This window comes from Deltaproteobacteria bacterium, assembly GCA_020845775.1.
Lineage (GTDB): Bacteria > Bdellovibrionota_C > UBA2361 > SZUA-149 > JADLFC01 > JADLFC01.
The window spans coordinates 1-2,677 of sequence record JADLFC010000113.1; the positions used below are offsets into that span (position 1 = coordinate 1).

The following is a 2,677-nucleotide window of genomic DNA, read 5'->3' on the forward strand; positions in this document are numbered from 1 at the left end:
AAGGCACTAACCTCATAGCGCGAATCATCATCGGAAGAGCCGCGCAACAAGGAAAAGCCAAGCTCCACACTGTCGGTATCTGAGAACTCCCAAAAGTTCTTCAAGTGAGAATGAAAAGTGGGATGTCGTCGCGTTTCTCCCAAGAGTGTGCCCTCCTCGCCAATCCCCCCTTCCATCACTCCCAAGGTAATCTCTTGTACGAAAGCATCAAACGGAAGTGGAGTAAAGTAAGATATTTCAGCGCCGGTTCGATAGAGCCCCTCAATGCCCAGATATTCTTGCACTACAAAGGGCTCATCGACGGTCTCTAATTGGTCGCGATGTATGGCATTAGCTTTGCCAATTTTGGGGCGAATGCGCCCAAGTTTTCCCTTAAGCTCAAGGGGTAAATTAAAAAGGGAAAAATAGGCTTCCTCTATGGTAGGGTCCTCAAAGTCAGAAAAGGTCAGCGTAGAGTCAAAACGTGCAAATGGGTCGATGTCATGGCCAAAAATGATTTCAAGCTCGCGTACGCTTAGCTTATCGTTGCCCTCAAGGTCATCTCCACTTTCCGTAAATACCGCCGTAACATCAGCTACGACGCCAATTTCGGGATTAAATGCAGATTTATTGAGAGAAGTTGGCGAGGCCTTTGAGCTTACGACCTTGGAGGGTTCAAGGATCTCAGTTTCTTTCCCATTTACCTTGCGCTCAAGCTCGGCATTTTCCGCCTCGAGTTTCTCTATTCGTTTCTGTTGTTCCGCGATAGTTTTCGACATGTTATCTACCTGGTCTGCTAAGTGCTTTAAGGATACTTCTCGTTCTTTAGGCATTTCGGCGAATGCTTGAGGGAGACAAAAACTAAAAAAGCTGCTAGCTAAGCAAGCATAGAGAAACAGCGTCCCCAAAAATGGCTTGAATAGGACATTCATCATCGTGCTTTCCTGAAATAATTATGGGTAACTAACGAGCAAAGCTTTGTTGCGCACAGGAAAAAACGCAATAACATCTACGCCAGCGCGTTACTCCTGAAGTTGAGATAGCGTTACTATTGTGCAATTGGGGGAGCGCGAACTAAATAATTTAGATGATTTTCAGATGTAGCTATAGCTTGATTAAATGAAACGATAGCAAAGTAAATAACCAAAAGCGTTGCTACTAAGCAAGCACTAGAAACTAAGCTACTAGAAAAGTGCTTGTTGTGACTACACACAACGCAACTTTCTTCATGCGAAGAAGTAAAGTCGTGTTTGTGGCTATGGGAGTGGAGAACAACAATCAGGGAAATTGCCAAATAAAACAGGCAACAAAATAAACTGAACGACCTCCTCCTAATCGTATTCATATTTAAAACTTATATTACTTTATGGACTTTTTTGTCAATTTTCCGAAGCATGTCCTACGGGAAATAAACGAGATAATCGACTTTTACCGTTCTTCGCTTTCCGCTGAAAGGCGTTCTGGTGCAATAACCGGGGAAGAATTAAAGGCGAAGGCAAAAAAAGCGGCGATGGCAAGAAAGACAAATGCCAGGGCGTAGTTCCAAGCAAATTTTTCTCTTAGAAAGGTTATGGCAAAACCTAAAAAAACTAACAAGGTAACGATCTCTTGAATTATCTTAAGCTGGAAACCGGAAAACTGCCCATAACCGAGGCGATTTGCGGGGACGGCCAAACAGTATTCGATTAAAGCGATTAGCCAGGAAAGCAAAATTGCCTGCCAAAGTGGCCACTTTTCTCCGTACTTTAAGTGCCCATACCAGGCAAATGTCATAAACACGTTAGAAAAAACCAGAAGAAATACGGTAGTCATGGCCCTAAAATTTACTAACTAGTTTAAGTCTCAGAATATGCAGTGGTGCGATCTTTTCGCCGAGCGAGCTCGCTTGCATATTTTTGTCCGAGCACTGCTGCATTGCTCTTTATCCACTCGCTCAATTTAGTTTTACCAGCTGGCTTTGAGGAAACACAGAGCATATTTTCCATAAGCCCCGAAATTTCGTCTCGGGTAACAAACACATCGCCCACCAAGCTTCCGATAACCTTACTGGCAACATATCCCAGAGCGGGTGGAACCGAAATAACCAGTCGTCGCTTCCCTATTGCACTAGCAATAAGGCTTACGAGTTCGCGATAAGTAAATGTCTCTGGGCCAATTGCATCGATTATTACGTTTTCCTTTGTATCACCCTGTTTAACGGCAAGCTCTGCCAAATCTTCAACATAAATGGGCTGCAGGCGGTATTGGCCATCGCCAAAGATGCCAAAAACGGGAAGGCGTCTAAGCGCCCAGGCAATGTTGTTTATGAGAATATCTTCGTGCCCAAAAAGGACAGCCGGTCGCAAAATGGCATAGGAAATGCCCGTAGCCTTTAGGGCATCTTCGAGCTTGGCCTTTCCCCTAAAATATTCCAATTTGGAATCTAGCGAAGGATTAGTGATGCTAATATGCACAACGCGCTTAACACCAGCCTGCTTTGCCGCATTAAATAGTTTTAAAGTATTTGCTACGGCATCTACGTGAGTAAATGATTTATGGTTAAATCGCACCCAGTAAGTATTGCATAAAACCTCAGTGCCTTCTAGCGACCGAGCCAGTGCATCGGGCTTATCGAAGTTATAAGGAAACGCCTCAATTTTTTCACCAAAAGGATTTTTACGCTTCGGTGAATTCGTCAAAGTTCTAACCGTTACTCCGC

3 protein-coding genes are annotated in these 2,677 nt (G+C 44.0%); all 3 read right to left on the bottom strand.

Annotated features, from left to right (window positions below; genetic code table 11):
• The coding region (locus tag IT291_07030; GenBank protein MCC6220976.1) for a hypothetical protein at positions 1–914 on the bottom strand (914 nt) is incomplete at its 3' end.
• A gap of 493 nt (positions 915–1,407) precedes the next feature.
• Positions 1,408–1,791: a DMT family protein gene (locus IT291_07035; protein ID MCC6220977.1), complete on the bottom strand. Its 384-nt coding sequence runs from the start codon at positions 1,789–1,791 to the stop codon at positions 1,408–1,410.
• Between the two features lie 23 nt (positions 1,792–1,814).
• The coding region (locus IT291_07040; GenBank protein ID MCC6220978.1) for an NAD(P)H-binding protein at positions 1,815–2,677 on the bottom strand (863 nt) is incomplete at its 5' end.